We start from the raw sequence: 16,716 nt of genomic DNA, 5'->3' as shown, positions 1-16,716 counted from the left end.
CAGGGGATCAGCGATCAAGCAAAAGAAAAACTACCACTACGAACTGGACCAGGCACAGGCCTTTCCAGAACGCCAAAGGGTTGCGTTCCAGCAGCGGCAGCCGTTCGCCCCGGCGCGTGGCCTCGGGCGGATGGCGCAGCGCGTGCGTGAATTCCGATAGCTCGGCGGTGCGCAGCGCGGGGTCTGGGTGCAGCGCCCGGCTCAGGACTCCGTCAACCCAGGCGGGCAGCTCGCGCTCGCGGTCCAGCACCGACACATAGGTCAGCCGCATCTGCGCGGCGCGGCTGCGCGCGCGCGCCACGTCGGCGCCATAGGGCAGCCGGCCGGACAGCATCTGGTAAAGCATGGCGGCCAGGGAATACAGGTCGGATCGCGGCGTGCCGGCTTCGCCCAAAAAGTATTCGGGCGCGGCGTATTGGGCGGTGCCCAGCATGGCGGGCGGCTCGTCGCCCTGCGCGGCGGCGTCCCACAGCCCGGCCGCCTGGGTCGAGCCCAGGTCGATGATGCGCGCCACGCCGTCGTCACCGATCAGCACGTTGTCGGGCCGCAGGTCCTGGTGCACGATATCCAGGCGATGAAACGCTTGCAGGCCGCGGGCAACCTGTTCAATCAGCGTCACCGCCTGCGCCAGCGTGGGGCGAGGGTTTTGCGCCATCCAGCGCGTCAGCGTGCGCCCGGGCAGGTATTCGCTGACGGTGTACAGCGTGCGGCGCTCGCGCGGCATGGCCCAGGCGCGCACGACGTGGCGGCTGTCGATGCGGCGGGCGATCCATTCCTCGGTCAGCAGGCGTTCCAGATACGCCGGGTCATGCCGCAGGTCCAGCGACGGAATCTTGATGACCACCGCGTCGCCGCTGTCGATGTCATGCGCCAGGTAGACGTGGCTGCGGTGGCTGGCGTGCAGCTCGTCCTGGATGCGAAAGCCCTCGAATTCCATGCCGGCCGCCAGCAGCGGCGGGCAAGGCAGGTTCAGGCTGTATTGCGCCAGTTCAAAGGCGCGGCGCGCAGGCAGGGCGTCGATGCGGACGATTTGGGCGGTCAGGTTGTCGGTGCTGCCGCGTTCCAGCGCCCGCTGCGCCAGGCGGCGCGCCGCCGCGTCCAGTGCGTCGGGGTGGGCCGCGATGGCCTGGGCGACGTCGTCCGCATTGATATGTTCGTAGACGCCATCGGTAGCCAGCAGAAAGACGTCGCCGGCTTCCAGCGGCTGCGTGTGGTAGTCCACTTCCAGGTGCGGCGCCAGGCCCAGCGCGCGGCCCAGATAGCTTTTGTCTTGCGATATCCAGACGCGATGGTCGTCGGTCAGCTGCTCCATCACGCCCGCGCGCAAACGGTAGATGCGCGCGTCGCCAATGTGCAGGATGTGCGCGGTGGTGGCTTTCAGCACCATCACCGTCATGGTGCAGACGTAACCCCGATCCGCATCGCGCGGCTGGTCGGCGTGATGGCGTTGGCGCGTTTGCCCGTGCAGCCAGCTGTTGGCCGCGCTTAATACCTTGTGCGCCGACTTTTTCACCGACCAGGTTTCGGGCGTGCAGTAATAGTCTTCCAGAAAGCTAGCCACCGCCGTTTCGCTGGCGATGTGGCTGACCTGGCTGCTGCTGATGCCATCGGCCAGCGCAATCGCGATGCCCTTGGTGTGCAGCAAGGGCTCGCCGGGCACGCACAGGCCGTGAAAATCCTGGTTGACGGGTTTGACGCCCGGCTCGGTGTGCTGGCCCACCGCCACCCGCAACGTAGCGGCGGTGCTGGGGCCGGGTTCACGGCGGTCCATTGCGGTGGGCGTCCCGATGCGCAATCAGTTGAAGCGGCGCTTGGGCGCGGTCTTCATGTGCGTGGTGTACAGCGTCAGGCCCGTCAGCGAGATGCCGCCGATCAGGTTGCCCAGCACCACGGGGATCTCGTTCCAGATCATGTAGTCCATGATCGAGAACTTGCCGCCCATGATCATCGCCGACGGGAACAGGAACATGTTCACGATGGAATGTTCAAACCCCATCGCAAAGAACAGCATTACGGGCATCCACATGGCGATGACCTTGCCGCTGACCGACGTCGAAATCATGGCGCCGACTACGCCCAGCGACACCATCCAGTTGCACAACACGCCTCGGATGAAGATCGTCAGCATGCCGCCCGCGCCGTATTCCTTGTAGCCCAGCGTGCGGTTTTCACCGATGTGCGCAATGACTTCACCGACCTTGTTGGGCGGCACGGAAAAGCCGTAGGTAAACACAATCGACATCAACACGGCCACCGTCAACGCACCCAGGAAATTGCCCACGAAGACAACGCCCCAGTGCTTGAGGATGGCCTTCGCGGTCACGCCCGGGCGCTTGTCGAAGAGGGCCAGCGGCGTCAGCACGAACACGCCGGTCAACAGGTCAAAGCCCATCAGGTACAGGATGCAAAAACCCACGGGGAACAGCGCCGCGCCCAGGATGGGCGAGCCGGTCTGCACCGTGACGGTCACCGCGAACACGGCGGCAATGGCCAGGATGGCGCCCGCCATGAAGGCGCGGATCAGAACGTCGCGCGTCGCCATGTAGATTTTGGATTCGCCGGCGTCCACCATCTTGGTGACGAATTCGGAAGGGACCAGGTAGGACATGATTTACCTTTTGCGTTGGTGACAGTGATAAGGGAAGCGGGCGTCAGGCAATTTCAACGGTGTCGCCGTTGAAGCGGGCCTGCCAGGTGCGCAATTGCTGTTCGGGGTACTGCACGCAGCTGCCGTCGGCCAGACGGAAGTGCTGCTTGTAAAGCGGCGAGGCCACGACCAGATCGCCGCCCAGATGGGCAAGCAGGCCGCGCCCGATAACGTTGGCGCCGGATTTGGGATCGCGGTTTTCAATCGCGTATAAGTCCGGGCCGTCGGCGTCGGGCAGGTAGAACAAGGCAATCTGCTGGCCATCCAGCAAGACGACCACGCCAGAGTCGGCAACGAGGTCATCGCGGGTGCAGACCGCGCGCCAGGTCGGTGCGCGGGAGGCGGGGGCGGCAGTGCGGGCGCCAGTGGAGACGGGGGCTAGGGCGTTCATCAGACGATCTCCTCGGCGATGGGGATGACGCGCGCCGCCGGGCGTGCAGGCGAGGGGGCCGGGGCGGGCCGGGGTTGGCCGCGTTCTTGAACGAACTGAATGTCCGGGTCGCCGCCGCGCTCGTTGACGAAGGTGCGGAAGCGCTTGAGCTTTTCGGGGCTGCTGACGGTGTTGGCCCATTCGCATTCATAGCGGTCCACCACCAACTGCATTTGCGCTTCCAGCTCGGCGCCCAGGCCCAGGCTGTCGTTCAGCACCACGTCCTTCAGATAGTCCAGCCCGCCTTCCAGCGACTCGCGCCAGACGGACGTGCGTTGCAGCTTGTCGGCGGTGCGGATGTAGAACATCAGCACGCGGTCGATCATGCGGATCAGCGTGGCGTCGTCCAGGTCGGTGGCGAACAGTTCGGCGTGGCGTGGGCGCATGCCGCCGTTGCCGCACACGTACAGGTTCCAGCCGTTTTCGGTGGCGATGACGCCGATGTCCTTGCTTTGCGCCTCGGCGCATTCCCGGGTGCAGCCGGACACCGCGAACTTCAGCTTGTGCGGCGACCGCAGGCCCTTGTAGCGGTGTTCGATGTCCAGCGCCATGCGCACGCTGTCCTGCACGCCGTAGCGGCACCACGTGCTGCCCACGCAGGACTTCACCGTGCGGGTGGACTTGCCGTAGGCATGGCCGGTTTCAAAACCGGCGGCGATCAGTTCGCTCCAGATGTCGGGCAGTTCGTGCAGCTGCGCGCCGAACAGGTCGATGCGCTGGCCGCCCGTGATCTTGGTGTACAGCTTGTATTTCTTGGCGACGGCGCCGATGGCGATCAGGCCGTCGGGCGTGATCTCGCCGGCCGGTATGCGCGGCACCACCGAATAGGTGCCGTTCTTTTGCATGTTCGCCATGAAGGTGTCGTTGGTGTCTTGCAGCGGCACCAGGCGCGGTTCCTGAATGGGGCGGTTCCAGCACGACGCCAGAATCGACCCCACGGCGGGCTTGCAGATGTCGCAGCCGACGTGGCCCTTGCCATGGCTGGCCAACAGTTCTTCAAACGTTTCGATGCCGCCGACGCGCACGATGGCGTAGAGCTCCTGGCGGGTATAGGCAAAGTGTTCGCACAGGCTTTTGTCGACGGCGACGCCGCGACTGGCCAGTTCGTGTTCCACCACCTGCTTGAGCAGCGCGGCGCAACCGCCGCAGCCCGAGGCCGCCTTGGTGCAGCTTTTTACGCCGGCCAGGTCGGTGCAGCCGCCGTCGATGGCGGCGCTGACGGCGCCTTTGCTGACGTTGTGACAGGAGCAGATCGTGGCAGTGGCGGGCAACGCATCGACGCCCAGCGCGGGCGCGGCGCTGCTGGCGGGCAGGATCAGGCTGGCGGGGTCGGCAGGCGGCGCGATGCCGTTCTGCGCGTATTGCAGCAAGGTGTCGTAGTAGCGGTTGTCGCCCACCAGCACCGCGCCCAACACGCGCTTGCCGTCTGCCGATACGACCAGGCGGCGATAGCTGGCGCCGGCTTCGTCGATGTAGCGGTAGCTGCGCGCGCCGGGCGTCGTGCCGTGGGCGTCGCCGATGGAACCCACATCCACGCCCAGCAGCTTGAGCTTGGTGGACATGTCGGCGCCGGTAAAGGGCTGTTCCGGCACGCCGCACAGCTCGGCGGCGGCGATGCGCGCCATCTGGTAGCCCGGCGCCACGAGGCCGAACACGCTGCCGTTCCAGGCAGCGCATTCGCCAATGGCGTAGATGTTCTCATCGCTGCTGCGGCAATGGTCGTCGATGGCCACGCCGCCGCGTTCGGCCAGCGCCAGCCCGGCGCGGCGTGCCAGCGACACCTGCGGGCGGATGCCGGCCGAAAACACAATCAGATCGGTTTCCAGCGGCGCGCCTTCGGCAAAGCGCATGCGATAGCGGTACTGCGTGCCGGGCTTGATGTCTTGCGTGGCGCGCGACAGGTGCACGCCCACGCCCAGCGCCTCGATGCGCGCCTTGAGCGCGGCGCCGCCTTCCTCGTCCAACTGCACCGGCATCAGGCGCGGCGCGAATTCCACCACGTGCGCTTCCAGGTTCAGCGACTTCAAGGCGTTGGCCGCCTCCAGCCCCAGCAGGCCGCCGCCCACCACGACGCCACGGCGCGCGCCTTGCGCGGCCGCGCGGATCAGGTCCAGGTCGTCGATGCTGCGATACACCAGGCGCGACGCGCCCTCGGCGCCGGCAATGGGCGGCACGAACGGGTAAGAGCCCGTGGCCAGCACCAGCTTGTCGTAGCCGACGCGGCCGTTGGCCGTGACCACTTCGCGCGCGTGGCGGTCGATGTCCAGCACCGGTTCGCCAAGATGCAGGGTCAGGCCGTCGCGGTCATAAAAGGCGGCCTCGCTCATCGACATCGATTCGGCGTCGCGGCCATTCAGGTATTCGGACAGATGCACGCGGTCGTAAGCGCGGCGCGTTTCCTCGCCATAGACGTGGATGCGATAGCGCTCCAGCGCGCCGCGTGCAATCAACTGTTCGACGCAATGGTGGCCCACCATGCCGTTGCCGATGACAACCAAGGTCCGCAAGGAGGCGGGAGTGGCCGTTGCTTTCATGAATTTCCCCAGGCTTGTGGTTTGGGTTTCAAAAGACAAAAAGCGCCCTGGACCTGTCGGTCGGGGCGCCTTTGCCGGTACTGCTTAAATTGTGCCGCGGGCCTGTTGGGGCCTGCATGAACACTTAAGCAAAGACCATGCCAGGTTGGAAAAGGACGGCCGCGCGGGGCGGGGTTGCGCGCGGCGTCATAGGGAAAAGGGCGGAAAGCGTGGGGACATCAGGCGACACACGCGGCCTCCAGGCGGGCCGCGCGGTGCGTCAAAGCGGTGCAAGTTGTTGTGCGCCGCGCACTGCTTTGGCGCGGCGCGGCATGGTGGGGCGGCGCGGCAGGGTTGCCGTCAGGGGTGGGCGCCTTTGCCCGCGCGGAACGCGCCGCGTCGTACCCGCAGGCTGCTACGGACGGTGGTCTTGCTGCCCCTGACCGACTTCGATCGGCGTGACTTGGTCCCCTTGGGGCGGTCGCTGCGTGCCTTGGCGCGAGCGCGTGCCGTGCACGCCGCCGCCAGCGCCAGCAGTTTGTCTTCGTCCAGTTGTTCGGCGTCCACCAGTTGTTCGTCCGCGCCTTTCAAGGCGATCAGCAGTTCGTCCAGCTTCAGGTGCAGCGCGCGGCCGTCCTTGTTCTGACTTTGCTGAATCAAGAACACCATCAGGAACGTGACGATGGTGGTGCCGGTGTTGATGACCAGCTGCCAGGTTTCCGAATAGCCGAAGAAGGGGCCGGTGACGGCCCACACGATCACGGCGCACAAGGCCGAGCCGAACGCGATGGGGGAGCCTGCCCAATGCGTGACGCGCGCGGCAAAATGGTCGAAGAATTTTGTGAAGGCATTCGACTTCGGCACGGGTTGCGGCTGCTTGCCTTGCTTGTCGGCCGGCGTGTCGCCCGGCTTGTCGTTTTGCTTATCGCCCGGCTTGTCGCCGTGCTGTTGCGCCGTCTTCTTTGCTTCCACATCGTTCTTCATGAGCATCACCTGCTAATCCTCATCCTCTGATTGCATTGCATCTACAAAGCCACCGTCCCGGCTACTTGGGCCGCGGGTCGTGCAGCCCCGCATCGGGCGCGGTCAATTCACCGGCGCGCAGGCGCGGCAGGCAGTTCGCCACGGCGCGCGCAACGTTGCGCACCTCTTCCTGCACCGCCGTGTCCAGGTCCAGGTCGGCGTGGCTGGTGGCGTAGGGCTTGTAGTAGCCGATGTACCGCTCCAGCCGGGCCATCGACCCGGCATCAATCAGGCCCATCCAGTCCAGCCAATCGCTCAGCGCGCGCCGCTGGCCCTCGATACCCGCCACGTCGCCGTGCACCACCAGGCCGTAAGCCCGGCCCGCCAGGTGTTTCGGATAGGGCCAGCCGTCCAGTTCAATGGCCTTGGCCTTGGCCGCGTCCTTGCCGGACGTGGTGGTCGGGTCCGGGTTGCCGCCGTCGGCGCACACCAGCCGGTCGATCATCAGCTTGAGCGGGCTGGGCGACTGATACCAATAGGTGGGCGCCAGCAGGATCACGCCGTGCGCCGCCACCCACTGCTCGTAGATGTCGTTCATGGCGTCGTTGTCCTGGCCCAGCGAATGGTTGGGATAGCAGCTGCACGGCCAGTGGCAAAGCGGCATGGCGGTGGACACGCAGCCTTTGCACGGATGGATCTGACATTGGTATTCGGACGTGAGCCGGCTCAGGTCCAGCAGGTCGGCCTGGACGTGGGCGGCTTCCAGCTCGGCGCACACGATCTGCGCCAGACGCCACGTTTTGGATACCTCGCCCGGACAGGTGCCGTCGTTGCGCGATGCGCCCACCACGACCAGCACGCGCGACGGCGTATCCGGGCGGCGCTGCTTCTGTGCGGCTTGCGTCAGGCGGTCGTGGGCGTCTTTCCATTCCACCGACAAGTCGTAGTCGGGATCGGCGTAGGCCGCGCCGGCCTTGACGGTGATGGGCGCTTTGCGGCCGCCCTGGTAGGCGTCCCACGCAATGGCTTCCAGCCGGTCCAGCGCGGCTTGTTCGGCCTGGAAGGCGGGGTCATAGAAGCGGCGCATGAAGCGCAGCCGGAAGGTGTCGCGCGAAAGTGGTCCGGAGTATTGGCCGGTGCGCACATCGGGCTTGGGTGCGGTCATGAAGCTCTGCCTGCGAACAGTGACGCATGGCAAGCAGCAAGCCGCGTGCCCGTCAGTTGCCGCCCGTCATCACCACCATGATCTCGGCTGGCCGGGCGCTGCGCGTTAAATAGATGTGCCCCACGCCGCTGTCGAAATAGGCCGTCTCGTGCTTGGCCAGCACCAGCGATTCCCCGTTTTCAAAGCGAATTTCGATTTCGCCTTCCAGCACCACCAGGAATTCCTGGCCGGCGTGGCGCATGTAGTCATCGAATTCCGACGCGTCGCGCGCCAGGATGCGGCCGTACATGGGCGTCATGCTGCGCTGGGGATACTGGCCGGCTAACAGTTTGTAGTCGTAGGCGCCGGTCATGTAGCCGGGCGATTCGGCCAGGGTGCAGCGCAGGGCGGCCGGGGCAGGGCGGCCGTTTTCCGCGGGGGTGACGGGGCCGAACAGGTGGGCAATATCGACGTCAAGCGCACGCGCCACGGCGGCGAACTTGGCGTAGCTGATCGACACCTGGCCCAGTTCCATCTTCGATAGCGTAGACAGCGCCACGCCGGTCAAGGCCGACAGTTCCTTTAATGTCATTGAGCGCGCCCGGCGCAGGCCCCGCAATCGGACGCCCAGGCTGGTCCGGTCGGCCAGGATGTTGCTGGCGGGCGAGGCGGCGGGGGGCGTAGAGGCGGGCGGTCGGATGATGGGCATGTCGGTGCTTTCCCTAGGCGTCAGGGGCAAGCGCTAGGCTGGCCGGTTTTTTTCGTTGACGGATATTTTGTCATATCCGAGAATTCTCAAATCCGAGAAATATCTGGCTCGTACATTCACACGTACGTTGGGACTGCAAGTGGAATACGCATCGAAAGCGCAGCAATTTGACGTGGTGATTGTAGGCGCGGGCATTGCTGGCGCGTCGTTGGCGTATCGCCTGACCGCCGAAAAACCGGGACAGACGCGGGTCATCTTGCTGGAACGCGAGTCGCAGCCTGGCTACCACTCCACCGGCCGCTCGGCCGCGATGTTCATGGAAACCTATGGCACGGCGCAGATCCAGGCGCTGACGCGCGCCAGCCGCGCTTTCTATGAGAACCCGCCCGCCGGTTTCACCGAACACCCTTTGCTGCAGGAACGCGGCTGCCTGTATATCGCCAGTGCCGAGCAGCGCGACCAGCTGATGCAAGGCTATGAGGCGGCGACGGCACAGGCGGGCAACGTGCAGTTGCTGGATGCCGCCCAGGCCATGGCACGTGTGCCGTGTATCCGCCCCGAAGCGGTGGCGGGCGGCGCCTTGTTTGAAGCAGACGCGCGCGACCTGGACGTGCATGCGTTGCACCAGGGCTTTCTGGCGGCAGCGCGGCGGCAGGGGGCGGTCGTGCATTGCAATGCCGAGGTGGAATCCGGCCAACGGTCGGACGACGGCGTGTGGACGTTGCGGTTGACGGACGGCGCCACACTGCACGCAGGCGTGGTGGTCAACGCGGCGGGCGCGTGGGCCGACGACCTGGCCGGGCGCTGCGGCGTGGCGCCCGTGGGCTTGCAGCCCTGCCGGCGCAGCGCCTTCATTTTTGCGCCGCCCGACGGCGTGGATTGCAGCGCCTGGCCTGCCGTGGTCGGCATCGACGAAAGCTTCTACTTCAAGCCGGACGCGGGTCAGTTGCTGGGCTCGCCCGCCAACGCGGACCCGGTTGCCCCGCACGATGTGGTGGCCGAAGAACTGGACGTGGCCACCGGCATCTATCACATCGAATCCGCCACCACGCTGACCATCCGGCGGCCGTCCCACGTGTGGGCCGGGCTGCGTTCGTTCGTGCCGGACGGCGACATGGTGGTGGGCTATGACGTGGCCCAGCCCGGGTTTTTCTGGCTGGCGGCGCAAGGCGGCTACGGCATCCAGTCGGCGGCAGGCGTGTCGGCGATGGCGGCGGCGTTGCTGGCCCAACAGCCGCTGCCAACGTGGCTGGTGGACGAGGGCGTTGCGCCGTCTCTGATGGCACCGGTCCGGCTGCGCTAGCGTGGACGGCCGGCGGCCGGGGTGCGGCCGGGGTGCGGCCGGGAGTTGCGGCCGGCGTTGCGGCTGCGCAGCGGCGTTGCGGCCGACTACCCGAACGCGGCCCTGACTGCCGTGAAGGCCGCCGCGACCAGAGGATCGGCGCGGCGGGTGGCTTGCGTGATAAACGACAGTTCCGCCTGGATCGCCAGCCCGGGCAGCAACAGCAGCCCGTTCGCCTGAGACTCACGCAGCGCGATGGAATCGCGCACCAGCGACAGCCCCACGCCCGACCGCACCAAGTCCAGCATCGAGGCTTCCTGATCCACCTGCGCCACCGCGTTCGGCGTGACGCCCAGCGCATCGAACCGGGCGGCCAGCAGCCGATGGTGCACGGAATCCGGCGGCGTCCAGATCCATGGCAGCGCGGCAATGTCCTGCCATCCACGCCCGGCTACCTGCGCGCCCCATCCCTTGGGCGCCACCACGTAGTACGTGAACGTGGCCAGCGGCAACACGTCCAGCAGCGGTGGGCCGCCCGTGCCCCCGGCCGGACCCAGGAAGAACCCCACATCCAGCTCGCCCGCCCGCACTTGGCGGCCGACCGACCCGGACATGCCGTGGCGCAGCGTGGGGCGGATTTTCGGATAGTGCTCCATCAGGTATTGCAGCGTGGCCCCCAGCCGCAGGAACTCCGGGTCCAGGATCGTGCCCATGCGCAGTTCGCCCTGCACGGTGTCGCGCAAGGCGCTGATGGCGCGCTGGAAGTCTTCCATGGCGTCCAGCACGCGCAGCGCGGCGGGCAGCAGCGCGCGTCCGTCGGCATTGGGCGCCAAGCCCTGGGCGCTGCGTGCGAACAGCGTCAGGTCCAGCGAATCCTGAAAGTTCTTCAGTTGCAGGCTTAACGCCGGTTGCGTCAGGTGTAGGTGTTCGGCCGCGCGGGTCAGGTTGCCTTCGCGCGCCACGGCGGCAAAGGTGCGTAGATGCTTGAGGTCCATGGCGCCGTCCGAAATGGGGTGAGCATTATTAAAGATGCTTATAAACGGATTTTCAACATTTCATTGGACAGCGGCGGCCTGCTGCGCCAGAGTCACGCCAGATGCCCGGCGTGCGTGGCAACGCCGAAGCCGGGTCGGCTCAATGTGGCGGCAGGTGTAAACCCCGCCAAGCAGATAAGAAGAGCTTATGGAGACATACGACTTCGTCATCGTGGGCGCGGGCTCGGCCGGCTGCGTGCTGGCCAACCGGCTCAGCCAGGACCCCGGTATCCGGGTGCTGCTGCTGGAGGCAGGCGGCCGCGACAACTACCACTGGATTCATATCCCGGTGGGCTATCTGTATTGCATCGGCAACCCGCGCACCGACTGGATGTACCGCACCGTGAAAGAACCGGGGCTGGGCGGCCGCTCCCTGATCTACCCGCGCGGCCGGGTGCTGGGCGGGTGTTCGTCCATCAACGGCATGATCTACATGCGCGGCCAGCGTGAAGACTATGAAGACTGGGCCGCGCTGTCGGGCGACCCGGCCTGGGGCTGGGACCAGGTGCTGCCGGTGTTCAAGCGCAGCGAAGACCACCACCGGGGCGCCAACGAATTTCACGGCGCCGGGGGCGAATGGCGGGTCGAGGCGCAGCGCCTGCGGTGGGACATCCTGGAAGCCTTCGCGCAAGCGGCCGAACAGGAAGGCATCCCTCGCGTGCAGGACTTCAACCGGGGCGACAACTTCGGCAGCGGCTATTTTGAAGTGAACCAGCGCAGCGGCTGGCGCTGGAATACGGCCAAGGCGTTTTTGCGCCCGATTCGAAAGCGGCCCAACCTGCATGTGATGACGGGGGCGCAGGCCGAGCAGCTGGTGTTTGAAGGCAAGCGCTGCGTGGGCGTGCAGGTGCGCGTCCAAAGCCAGGGGCAGGGCAAAGGGCAGGGCAAGGGCGAGCCGCGCCTTGTCACCGTGCGCGCGCGACGCGAGGTGGTGATGGCGGCCGGCGCGGTCAACACGCCGCATCTGCTTGAACAGTCTGGCATCGGCGAACCCGCGCGCTTGCGCGAAAGCGGCATCGCGCTGCGCCATGCCTTGCCGGGCGTGGGCGAAAACCTGCAAGACCATCTGCAATTGCGCGTGATCCTGAAGGTCAATGGCGTGAAGACGCTGAACCGGATCGCGGGATCATGGTTGGGCAAGGCGGGCATCGGGCTGGAATACCTGCTGCGCCGTAGCGGCCCGATGAGCATGGCGCCGTCGCAGCTGGGGGCCTTTGCCAAGTCCGACCCGGGCCAGGCGCGCGCGAATGTAGAGTTTCATGTGCAGCCCTTGTCGCTGGGCGCGTTTGGCGAACCGCTGCACGCCTTCGACGCCTTCACGGCCAGCGTGTGCAACCTGCGGCCGACGTCGCGCGGCAGCGTGCATGCGCAGGGCGCGGCGGGCACGCCCGCTGGCGCGGCGCCGGTCATTGCCGCCAATTACCTCAGCACCGAGGCCGACATCCAGGTGGCGGCCGATTCCATCCGATTGGTCCGCCGCATTGCCGCCGCGCCGGCGTTGCAACGCTATCGCCCAGAGGAATGGTTGCCGGGGCCGGACTACCAGACGGACGCGCAACTGCGCGAGGCCGCCGGCAAGATCGGCACCACGATCTTTCACCCGGTGGGCACGTGCGCGATGGGCAAGAGCGCGGACAGCGGCGCGGTGGTGGATGCGCGCCTGCGCGTGTTCGGGCTGGAGGGGTTGCGCATCGCCGACGCGTCGGTGATGCCGCTTATCACGTCGGGCAACACCAATTCGCCCACCATCATGATCGCGGAGCGCGCCGCCGACATGATCCGCGAGGACGCCGACATGCGGCGTTAGGTGGGCGAATGGCGCCGCGTCAGCGCAGCGAGCGGTACACGTCCTGGCGCTGCGGGTGCGTCAGGATGACTTGCCACAGCTGTCCTTCGCGTGACCGGAAGAACCCGGCGCAACACATCAAATAGTATTTCCACATGCGGTAGAAGCGCGTGCCGTAACGCGCTTGCAGCGACGGCCAGGCGCGTTCAAAGCGGTCCCACCAGGCCATCAGCGTGCGGTCGTAGTCGGTGCCGAAGTTGTGCCAGTCTTCGATGATGAAGCGATGTTCGACGGCGCCGGCGATTTCGCGCGCGGACGGCAGCTTGCCGTTCGGGAACACATAGCGGTCGATCCACGGGTCGGTGCTTTGGCTGGTGGCCGCGATGCCGATGGTGTGCAGCAGAAAGATGCCGTCCGGCGACATCAAACGCTGCACGTTGCTGAAGTACGTGTCGTAGTTCTTCGGCCCCACATGTTCAAACATGCCCACCGACACGACCTTGTCGAAGTTGCCTTGCAGGTCGCGGTAGTCTTGCAGCAGCAGTTGCACCGGCAGGCCCTTGACGCGATCCTGCGCCAGCGCCAACTGCTCTTTCGATACCGTCACGCCGGTGACCGACACGCCGTAGTTTTCAGCCGCGAACTTGGCCAGCCCGCCCCAGCCGCAGCCGATATCCAGCAGCGTTTCACCGGGCTTGAGTTGCAGCTTGCGGCAGATCATGTCCAGCTTGGCCAACTGCGCTTCTTCCAGCGTCTGGGCGTTTTCCCAGTAGGCGCAGGAATAGATCATGCGGCTGTCCAGCATCGCTTCGAACACGTCGTTGCCGGCGTCGTAATGCTGTTCGCCCACTTCAAAGGCGCGATGCTTCGATTGCAGGTTGAACAGCTTGTGCCGCAGATGTTCGGCAATCAGCTTGATGCGCGCGACCCCTAGCGCGGCCGAGCCCATGTCGGCGCGCAGCAGTCGGGTGAACAGCTCGTCGAGGCGTTCGCAGTCCCATTCGCCGTCCATATAGGATTCGCCCAGCCCCAGCGACCAGCTGGCGAAGACGCGTTCGTACATATGTTTGTCATGTACCTGGATGTCCCACGGGCGCGTGCCGTTGATCTGCACGTCGGCGCGAGACAACACGTCTTGAAGCACTTTTGGCGGTTCGGGGGGCGGGGGGCTGACGTCGGGTGAAGAATGGTCGGCGGTCAGCGGAGAGACAGGACTGCTTTGCTGCATACGGACTCCATATCAATTTTGGGATGACTGATCTGGCAATGCCTGAAGCTCATAACTCTGGCCCCAACGAACGGCCGATTCCAATTTAATGAATGGATCGGCTTGATAGCCAACGGCAATTTACCTGCCGTGCAAACCGGGGGCGCCAGTGAGAATGGGGTGATCGTAGCGAGGCGCGGGCGCAGTGTCCAGCCTGCGGCACGCGGGCGAATTCAGAGTGGGCGGCCGCGCAACTGTCGTGCGTTTGTCCGGCTGGCGCGATTACACTAGTCCGCCTTGGTGAACCGCCGTTTCGGCGCGCGCCGATCCGTTCGATACGTGGAGCCTTTACATGGTGGACGCCAGCCTGCAACCCCGTTTGGAATTCGTCACCTGCGCCAGCCCGGCGGGCTTGCACCGGATGGCGTATTGGGAGTGGGGCGACCCGGCCAATGACCAGGTGCTGGTCTGCGTGCACGGCCTGACGCGTAGCGGCCGGGATTTCGACGTGCTGGCCCGCCGCCTGGCGTCGCGCTACCGCGTCGTGTGCCCCGACGTGGTGGGCCGTGGCCGGTCGGACTGGCTGGCCAACCCCGCGTTCTACACCGTGCCGCAGTACGTGTCCGACATGGTCACGCTGCTTGCGCGGCTGGCCCCGGCCCGGCTGGCCTGGGTGGGCACGTCGATGGGCGGCTTGATCGGGCTGGCGCTGTCGGGCGCCGCGGTATTCGCCGGCGCCATGCAGGCGATGCGGCCCCACGCGGGCATGCTGCCGCCCGGTCAGGGCATCCAGCTGGACAAGCTGGTGCTGAACGACGTGGGCCCGCGCCTGGAAACGGGCGCCTTGTCGCGCATCGGCCAATACGTCGGTCAGCCGGGCGAATTCGCCACGTTCGAAGAAGCGGTGGCCACCATGCGCGCCAATTCCGAAACCTTCGGCCCGCACACCGACGCGCAATGGACCGAGCTGGCCCGGTTCCTTTACCCGGAGTTCGGTGGCAAATGGGTCAAGCACTACGACCTGGCGCTGGCCCAGGCATTGGCCGCGCAAACGCCGGACGAACTGGCCGCCGGCGAACAGATCCTGTGGCGCTCGTATGACGCCACGCCGTGCCCGATCCTGATCGTGCGGGGCGAGAAGTCCGATCTGCTGACCCGCGCCACGGTTGACGAAATGCTGAAACGCAATCCGCGCGCGCAGGCGCTGGAAGTGCCGGGCGTGGGACACGCGCCTACCCTGATCGCCGATAGCCAGGTGGAACCCGTGGCGGCGTTCCTGTTGGCTTGAATGTCCGCCGTGCGATTACGGGGACGGCACGGCGCTATTCAGCGCGGCGGGCCTTCTCTACAATAGCCCGATGACATCGCCCACCCTGAACATCGATCTGCATTGCCATTCCACTGTGTCCGACGGCGCGCTGGCGCCTCGCGACGTGGCGCAGCGCGCGCACGCCAACGGCGTCGACGTCTGGGCATTGACGGATCACGACGAGGTAGGCGGGCTGGCCGAAGCGGCCAGCGCGGCCCAGGACCTGGGCATGCGGTTTTCCACCGGCGTTGAAATTTCGGTCACGTGGGCGGGCTTGACGGTGCACATCGTGGGCTTGCAGTTCGACCCGAACAACGCCGACTTGGTGGCCGGCCTGCGCCAGACCCGCTCGGGCCGCGCCGAACGCGCCAAGCGCATCGGCGACCGGCTGGCCGACATGGGCATGCCGGGCGCCTACGAAGGCGCGCTGCCGTTTGCCGGCAACCCCGAACTGATCAGCCGCACGCACTTTGCGCGCTACCTGGTCGAAGCGGGCTACTGCCCCGACGTGCAAACCGTATTCACCAAGCACCTGGGCGACGACCGCCCCGGCCATGTGCCCATGCAATGGGCCACGCTGGCCGAAGCCGTGGGCTGGATCCGCGGCGCGGGCGGACGCGCGGTCATCGCGCACCCGGGCCGCTATAAGTACACGCCGCTGCAATTCGCCGCGCTGTTCGACGAATTCCTGCAATTGGGCGGCGAGGGCATCGAAGTCACCACCGGCAGCCACACCGTCGAAGAAGCGCGCCAGTATGCCGAGGTCGCGCGCCGCTACGGCTTCCTGGCATCGCGCGGGTCTGACTTTCACAGCCCCAAGGAAAGCCGGATCGACCTTGGCCGCCTGCCATCGCTGCCGTCCGACCTGAAGCCGGTCTGGCACGATTGGTTCTGACGCGGGCGGCCCGCGCCGCCCCGCCTGCCAGCCCCGACTAATGTGATCGCGCCGTCACGGCGCCAGTGCTTGAGCATCGCCATGAATAAAGCCTTTGTTAAAGAGTCCGACAACGAGGACGACGACGACCTACCGCAAGCCCAGGCTTTGCCCGTGGGCACCAAGAACTACATGACCCCCGAGGGCTACGAACGCCTGCGCGCCGAACTGACGCATCTGATGAACGTCGAGCGTCCGTCGGTGGTGCAAGTGGTGTCGTGGGCGGCGTCCAACGGCGACCGCTCGGAAAACGGCGACTACCTCTACGGCAAGAAACGCCTGCGGGAAATCGACCGCCGCATGCGCTTTTTGACCAAGCGGCTGGACATCGCCGAAGTGGTGGACCCGGCCTTGCAGCCCAACCGCGACCAGGTCTTTTTCGGCGCCACGGTGCTGTATAGCGACAAGGCCGGCGAAGACCACACCGTCACCATTGTGGGCGTGGACGAGGCCGAGCCGCTGGCCGGCAAGATCAGCTGGATTTCGCCGGTGGCGCGCGCGCTGATCAAGGCCAGGGAAGGGGACACGGTAGTGTTGCGCACGCCGGGTGGCATTGAAGAGCTGGATATTCTGGAAGTGCGCTACCCGTAGGCGCGACGGGGAAAAGGCAAAAGCGGCAACAGGGGCAAAAGGGCAAAAGCGGGAAAAAGGGCAGAAGGGCAAAAGCGGCAGAAGGGCAACAGGGTCCGCGCGCAAACCGGAACATTGCCCGCCGCCCAAAAAGGAAACAGGCGCCAGCTTTTGACTGGCGCCTGTTT

The 16,716-nt window shown here is 66.1% G+C and carries 14 protein-coding genes; 5 read left to right on the top strand and 9 right to left on the bottom strand.

All coding sequences use genetic code 11. From position 1 onward, the window contains the following. Positions 1–7: 7 nt before the first annotated feature. The 7 genes from KYT87_RS16380 to KYT87_RS16350 form a co-directional block, all read right to left on the bottom strand. A complete protein-coding gene (locus tag KYT87_RS16380; protein ID WP_219990373.1) occupies positions 8–1,771 on the bottom strand; it encodes a bifunctional protein-serine/threonine kinase/phosphatase in 1,764 nt (587 codons plus the stop codon). A 24-nt stretch (positions 1,772–1,795) separates the two neighbouring features. Beyond that, positions 1,796–2,608 carry a formate/nitrite transporter family protein gene (locus KYT87_RS16375; RefSeq protein WP_046807848.1) on the bottom strand — a complete coding sequence of 271 codons (813 nt, stop codon included), beginning with the start codon at positions 2,606–2,608 and terminating at the stop codon, positions 1,796–1,798. A 43-nt stretch (positions 2,609–2,651) separates the two neighbouring features. Continuing rightward, entirely contained in the window at positions 2,652–3,038 is a 387-nt protein-coding gene (gene nirD, locus KYT87_RS16370; RefSeq protein ID WP_219990372.1) for a nitrite reductase small subunit NirD, read from the bottom strand. After that, the gene (nirB, locus tag KYT87_RS16365; protein ID WP_219990371.1) at positions 3,038–5,611 is read right to left on the bottom strand and encodes a nitrite reductase large subunit NirB; all 2,574 of its coding nucleotides are present in this window, start codon (positions 5,609–5,611) and stop codon (positions 3,038–3,040) included. Before nirB ends, nirD begins: the two co-directional genes overlap by 1 nt. Positions 5,612–5,950: 339 nt before the next feature. Next, complete coding sequence (locus KYT87_RS16360; RefSeq protein ID WP_219990370.1) at positions 5,951–6,574, bottom strand: low affinity iron permease family protein; 624 nt, start codon at positions 6,572–6,574, stop codon at positions 5,951–5,953. Positions 6,575–6,635: 61 nt separating this feature from the next. Continuing rightward, positions 6,636–7,718 (bottom strand): flavodoxin family protein, encoded by a 1,083-nt coding sequence (locus tag KYT87_RS16355; RefSeq protein WP_219990369.1) that lies wholly within the window; start codon positions 7,716–7,718, stop codon positions 6,636–6,638. A gap of 52 nt (positions 7,719–7,770) precedes the next feature. After that, the gene (locus KYT87_RS16350) at positions 7,771–8,406 is read right to left on the bottom strand and encodes a helix-turn-helix domain-containing protein (RefSeq protein WP_120156119.1); all 636 of its coding nucleotides are present in this window, start codon (positions 8,404–8,406) and stop codon (positions 7,771–7,773) included. A gap of 172 nt (positions 8,407–8,578) precedes the next feature. Here KYT87_RS16350 and KYT87_RS16345 point away from each other — a divergent pair, with 172 nt between their 5' ends. Further along, entirely contained in the window at positions 8,579–9,709 is a 1,131-nt protein-coding gene (locus KYT87_RS16345) for an FAD-binding oxidoreductase (RefSeq protein WP_304505138.1), read from the top strand. A gap of 86 nt (positions 9,710–9,795) precedes the next feature. Here KYT87_RS16345 and KYT87_RS16340 read toward each other — a convergent pair whose 3' ends face one another. Continuing rightward, positions 9,796–10,683, bottom strand: coding sequence for a LysR family transcriptional regulator (locus KYT87_RS16340; RefSeq protein ID WP_219990367.1), 888 nt, complete (start codon positions 10,681–10,683; stop codon positions 9,796–9,798). 187 nt (positions 10,684–10,870) lie between these two features. On the opposite strand from KYT87_RS16340, the gene KYT87_RS16335 reads away from it, so the two are divergent. Continuing rightward, positions 10,871–12,529 carry a GMC family oxidoreductase gene (locus tag KYT87_RS16335; protein ID WP_120156116.1) on the top strand — a complete coding sequence of 553 codons (1,659 nt, stop codon included), beginning with the start codon at positions 10,871–10,873 and terminating at the stop codon, positions 12,527–12,529. Positions 12,530–12,548: 19 nt separating this feature from the next. On the opposite strand, the gene cfa is transcribed toward KYT87_RS16335, so the two are convergent. Continuing rightward, complete coding sequence (gene cfa, locus KYT87_RS16330; protein WP_104145080.1) at positions 12,549–13,736, bottom strand: cyclopropane fatty acyl phospholipid synthase; 1,188 nt, start codon at positions 13,734–13,736, stop codon at positions 12,549–12,551. Positions 13,737–14,067: 331 nt separating this feature from the next. On the opposite strand from cfa, the gene KYT87_RS16325 reads away from it, so the two are divergent. The 3 genes from KYT87_RS16325 (at position 14,068) to greB (ending at position 16,549) form a co-directional block, all read left to right on the top strand. Further along, positions 14,068–15,003, top strand: coding sequence for an alpha/beta fold hydrolase (locus KYT87_RS16325; protein ID WP_219990366.1), 936 nt, complete (start codon positions 14,068–14,070; stop codon positions 15,001–15,003). A 70-nt stretch (positions 15,004–15,073) separates the two neighbouring features. Next, positions 15,074–15,919 (top strand): 3',5'-nucleoside bisphosphate phosphatase, encoded by an 846-nt coding sequence (locus KYT87_RS16320; RefSeq protein ID WP_046806948.1) that lies wholly within the window; start codon positions 15,074–15,076, stop codon positions 15,917–15,919. 81 nt (positions 15,920–16,000) lie between these two features. After that, complete coding sequence (greB, locus tag KYT87_RS16315; RefSeq protein ID WP_046806947.1) at positions 16,001–16,549, top strand: transcription elongation factor GreB; 549 nt, start codon at positions 16,001–16,003, stop codon at positions 16,547–16,549. The last annotated feature ends 167 nt before the right edge of the window (positions 16,550–16,716 follow it).

The sequence above is a fragment of the Achromobacter sp. ES-001 genome, assembly GCF_019448355.1.
Classification (GTDB): Bacteria; Pseudomonadota; Gammaproteobacteria; order Burkholderiales; family Burkholderiaceae_B; genus Achromobacter; species Achromobacter spanius_B.
This window is presented reverse-complemented; position numbering and strand designations above follow the sequence as displayed.